Origin of the sequence: Actinobacillus seminis (genome assembly GCF_002263215.1) — a bacterium.
GTDB lineage: Bacteria > Pseudomonadota > Gammaproteobacteria > Enterobacterales > Pasteurellaceae > Actinobacillus_B > Actinobacillus_B seminis.
Map to the genome: position 1 here is coordinate 1 of NZ_NLFK01000018.1, position 5,696 is coordinate 5,696.

At 45.3% G+C, this 5,696-nt stretch carries 1 protein-coding gene; it reads right to left on the reverse strand.

Annotation, left to right across the window (positions count from 1 at the left end; translation table 11 throughout):
- Positions 1–8 precede the first annotated feature (8 nt).
- On the reverse strand, positions 9–5,696 hold a 5,688-nt coding region (locus CFY87_RS11315), incomplete at its 5' end, for a YadA-like family protein (protein WP_143226176.1).

The window sequence follows — 5,696 nt, forward strand, 5'->3', positions numbered from 1 at the left end:
AAGTTATCTTACCAAAGATAGCCTACCCCGACAGCGCCGCCAAGGTCGCCGGCGGAGTTGCTGGTACCTTGTAAGCGGATGCTGATTTTGCCATTATCGCTCATTTTGGAGTAGCCCAAGGCAATGGCGCTATGCCCCTTGAACGTTCCGGCGGAAGCGGCAAGCATGGATTTCCCCGGTATCGCCGAGCTCGGTAAGCTGGCGGCAGCCAAGGCGCCGGCAATTCCTGCGCGCATTTCGCGGTTGGTATTGCTCAATTGGGTGCGCAGTTCATTATTTTGGCTATCCACATAATTTTTATTCACTGCAACATAGCCGCTCGCATCCGGTTTGACATCCGGCAGCAAGATTTCGCCACGCTGACCGTCAAGAGCAATATCGCCTTGCGGTCCTTTGACTACTAGCCCATTTTTCGTTGCTATCAATGAAGGTTCGCCTGCTTGACCGGTTAAGCGTAAGCCTTGTTGTGCGGATAGGGTAGCGTGATTGCCGGCGCCATCTTGCAAGCGGACGCCATCCAAGCGATAGCCCGCCGCTTTTCCAGCGTTGGTACCTTTGCCCACAATCTCGGTTCCCTGCGCGGTCACACGGATTTCGCTATCCGCGCTAACAGTTTTCAACCCATTGCTGTCAAAGGTAGATTTTTTACCATGGATTTCACGGGTTTCCACCGAGGTCATGCCTTGCAATTTATCGGATAATTTCACGCTCAACCCTTGTCCATCTTGCGCGAGCTCCACGTTAATATTGCCCGCGGCTGAAGTGTTGCTATTAAACTCCCCTTCGCCGGTAATGGACAAGGTTTCCCCGAGGTGCTTATGCACCGTCAATCCATCATTGCCGACCACGTTCAAGCCGGCTCGCGCCACCGCTTGTAAATCCGCTACGGTAGCCGCATGGGTTAAGGTAGCGTGGCTGTCGGCGTTAACTAAATCGGCGATTTTATTCGTCGCCCCCGTTAGCGCATTATAACGATTGTCATAGGCTTTATTAGCATCAGATAATTGCGCTTTTGCGGTAGTTAACTCGTTTCTGGCAGTTTTTAAACTGCTTTCTACGCGCGCTAATTCTGCTTTATTTTCTTTTAGGGTTATCAATGCTTGAGCTTTGTCATCTCCTTCTGGCATTTCATCAATGACTTGCTCCAAACTGGTTACCGCTAAGGTTAAATCAGAAAAAGCTCTAGCCTGTGCGGAAAGGGTTTTCGCTTTCTTCGCAACATCAATCGTTTTTTCATCCACCACTTTCGCCAAAGCATTAAGTTGGGCGTTTTCTTCAGCAGTTAATGTCTTCACGCCCAACCCACTCGCCACGTTCCCCAAGAGGGCAGCCTTATCGGTGTTGCCTTGGGCGTTGACTAAAGAAAGTTGTGGATTTTCCACCGCACTTTTTCCGTCTTTTGGCACACCGTTATTTTCAACATCCGCCGCATGGTAGTATTTGCCATCATTAGCTTTCACCAAACGCTGACCGGCGCTGTCGGTATACACCACCGAGCCAGCTTCCCCGTTGCGCAGGGCGTTGGCTTTGTCGTTGGCATTGTGACCATTTAGCCCATCTTTTGCGGTTAACCCTTGATTTGCCGCCGCGGTCGGGTCTGTCGCCGCTTTGCCATCCCGCCCGTCAGCAAAGGTCATCTTGCCATCTTGCCCCGCCAGCGCGCCGGTCGCTGCCACCAATTGCGCTCCGTTTACTGCGTCTGTTGAGTCCGTCGCCAGTTTCGCCGCTTTAATATTGCTCACGGTCATTGGCGTGCTTTGCGGTTCAGCTTTAATCACAACTTGGGCTTTTTCGGCACCAGTCAATTTGACTTTTTTACCGCTCTCCTCTTTATAGAAATTGCCATCTTTGTCTTTGCTGACTTTGATGTCGTTTAAATAATAATCAAACGGACGGTTGCCGGCGACTTCTTCTAGGGCGCTGCTAAGTTGATTGTCCACGTAGTTTTTATTCGCCGCGCTGGATCCGTCGGCATTTGCCTCAAGATCTTTTAATCCAGTAATCGCGCCGGTGCCAGCTTGACCGTCTTCACCTTTAGCAAATGCCAGAGTGGCAGCGTCTTTACCGTTGTCATTTTTCGTGGTTAAACTGACCGCACTTTTACCGTCTTTGCCATGGATAGTTAGCCCCTCTTTTCCGTAAACCGAATGGGTTTTATCGGCATCGTAATTTTTATCTCCAACGGTTAAACCTTGAGCATCTAATTTGGCAGTATTGCTATCTTTGTCTTGCAAACTCACCCCATGGCGATCGTAAGTCGCGCGGTTGCCTTTATCGTCAGAGAGCGTGTTACCGGCAGCGGTTTGTTTATTGGTTAAGGTCGTTGTTGGATCTTCAGCGTCTTTTGCCTGCAAGGTATTGCTTTCCGCAGTTTGGGTATTGGATTTTTCGCCCTGCGCTAAGGTAATACTGCCGGCGGTTTGGGTGTTGGTTTTTTCACCGTCTTTTACCGTGGAGCCAAGCAATCCGTAATCGGCTTGTTTTCCTTGTCCATTCGTCAAGCTTTCCGCCGGTGTTAAATGTAAGCCCGCCCCATCTAGCGTGCTGATGGCGGATAAGCCAGATTTATCATCAACCGATTTAGCTTGGGTGACCAAGGATTTAATCGCAGTTAACGCTTCGTTTAATGAAACTTCCAAGTTACCCGCAACTGTTTTCACCGCAATATTATTGTTGGTTCCTTTAAACAACGCGATATCAGTCACGCCCTGCCCCACAATCGCCAAGGTTTCGCCGAGGTTTTTGTGAATATCTTTGGCGTCATTGCCAGCGAAATTAAGTCCGGCGGTTGCCAGCGCTTTAAGATCGCTAACATTGGCTGCTTTATGCGCTTTCTCATCTAATTTTCCAGCGACAAGATCTTTCACTAAATCACGGGTTTTACCTTGTTTTATTGAGGCAATGCCTCCGTCGTTAATGTCGTCAATTCCCAACCCGGAGCGTAAATTGTCGATCACTACTGGTTTATGTGATGTGCCTTTGCCCCCCAAGGTGATAACATCCCTTGTTTCATCATCATATTTCACCGCGGTTTTATCGGCGTCTTCTTTGGCTTTTTTCAGCTGGTTATCCACGTAATTTTTATTAGTGGCGCTGGATCCGTCGGCGTTGTCCTCAAGATCTTTTAATCCGGTAATCGCGCCGGTGCCGGATTGACCGTCCTTAGCAAATGCTAGGGTGGCAGCGTCTTTCCCGCTTTCATTTTTCGTGGTTAAACTAACCGCACTTTTACCGTCTTTGCCATGGATGGTCAGCCCATTTTTGCCATAGGTGGTATGAGTTTTATCGCCATTGGCTGATTTATCATCACCAACGGTTAACCCTTGACCGTTTAATTGGGCAGTATTGCCATCTTTGTCTGTTAAGGTCGCGCTGTCGGCGGTGTACGTGGCGGTACTATTAGCCCCATCTTTTAAGACGATTTTATCGTCGGTGATTTCCACTGTTTTTTGCCCGTTGGCAAAAGTAGCCGATTGCAATCCGGTTAATTGGGCATTTAAGGCGACTTCTAATCTATCGTTTTGTGTTTTCACTACAATATTATTATCTGTCGCGTTAAATGTATCCACATCACGCACGCCTTGCCCCGCAATTTGTAAGGTTTCGCCAAGGTTTTTGTGAACAAGGTGATCGCTGTCATTGCCGGTGAAATTAAGCCCCGCAGTTGCCACCGCTTTAAGATCGCTAACATTGGCTGCTTTATGCGCTTTTTCATCTAATTTTCCAGCGACAAGATCTTTCACCAATTCACGAGTTTTGCCTTGGGTAGCGGAAGTGATGCCGCTGTCGTTAATCTCATCAATTCCCAATCCGGAGCGTAAATTGTCGATCACTACTGGTTGATGTTTGCTGTCTTTACCGCCTAACGTGATGGCATTTTTACTGTCATCATCATATTTCACCGCGGTTTTATCCGCTTCGGTTTTGGCGGTTTTTAACGCATCATCCACATAGGTTTTTACCGCGCCGGCGGTGGCTGCTTTGTCTTTTGTATTAGGTTGATCGCTGATTGTCTCGGCTTTATTTAACACAAAAGTAGCTTGACCATTGCCATTTTCGCCATCTTTACTCACAGATATCGTAATATCGCTATTGCCGACAAGTTTAAACTCGCTATCGAGTTTACTTTCATGTCTGCCACTATTTTTATCCGTAAAAATCAGTTTTTTACCGCCGATAAAATCACTGACTTGTTTATCGGTGACCAGTTTATTGCCAGTAGGATTTTTGAAATCTACACCTTTACTCAAATTAGTAATCAATGTACTTTCATTTAAACCGATTTTAATGGTTTTTGATTTTTTCTCATTGCCCTCTGTCTCTTCAACAGTAAGCGAGGTCGAAGTTCCCTCTTTTTCAGCCTTAATTGCCTGAACAGCTTGTTTGGAAATCACCGTTTTTCCAGCGTCATCAATATTATCTAAGCCTTTGTTAGCTTTTTCTGCAAGTTTTTGATGCAACTGTTTACCAGTTACCGCGTCTGTTGAGTGCTCACTAATTTGACCATCAGCTAAACCAGTGATTTTTTTATCATTGACGGAGATTTGATTATCTTCAAGGGTAATTTTTGTCCCATTACCATCTGCGTTTTTAGAAATAGAGTTAATCCCTTTTAGAGCTGAATTTAGCTTGTGGGTAATTGCTCCGTTTTCTTTTGCTTCAACGGTAATATTGGTATCGCCATTAAAAACAAGCCCCTCGGATAGTTTCACTTTTTGTGATTTTTGTTCACCATTTGCTTTATAAGCGATCTCTTGGTTTTTAATCGCTGCTGTATTTTGATCTGCTGTGGTTTTTACCTTCTCAATTTTTTGTGTATTTTCTCGTATTTTATCGTTTGCAGTTTGAATACCGGCTTTATTTGCATTGGCTGTATTAGTTACTGTATTAATATCATTTGCATTTTTAGTAATCTGGCTTTCAAAACCATTAACTTTATTTTTAAAGGCTTCATCTAAACCGATAGTGACGGTTTGCCCCTGATTATCAACAGAAGTTTTAATTTCACCGCTAGTACCCGCTAATTTTAATTTTTGCGTTTTTAACGCAACTTTACCGTAAGTACTACCATTAGAATTATCCGCTTCTAGATCTAAAGTTGAACTAACATCTCCGACTTTTTGATCTATATATTCCTTAACTGCTTTAGTTGTTGGAACTTTAGTACTGGTGCTACCATTTTGTGTAATATTAGTTTCTTTTTCTAATTTAAACGAGATTTCTCCGCTAGTACCATTAGCAGTTGAAGTTAAATCAGTTCCATCCCCTTTAATCTTCACTGTTGCACCAAGTTGTCGGGTAAATTCGCCACTATCTCCCGCAAACTTCAAGCCTTGATTGATAGTTTCAATGCTATTTTCAATCGCTGATTTGAATGTGGTTTGTTGTTCTCTATCAGTCCCATCTTTCGTTTTCAATTTAGTGAAACTGACATCTTTAAACCCATCACTACCATTATCCGCTTTTTCCAACCCTAAAATACCGGTTGCCATGGTACTAAACACGCTGGCTACGCTGTAGAGTTGTCCGCCGTTGATGGCGTCGGTGGAGGTGGCGGTGACGTTTCCGGCGGCGACGTGGGTGATTACACGCTCGTTATTTTGAGTGCCTACGCTGACAACAGATTTTTTACTAGTTTCTTCGCCATTAGTAGAGGTGCCGGCATCGCTCCAACTAAATTTAATGTTGTTGTTTCC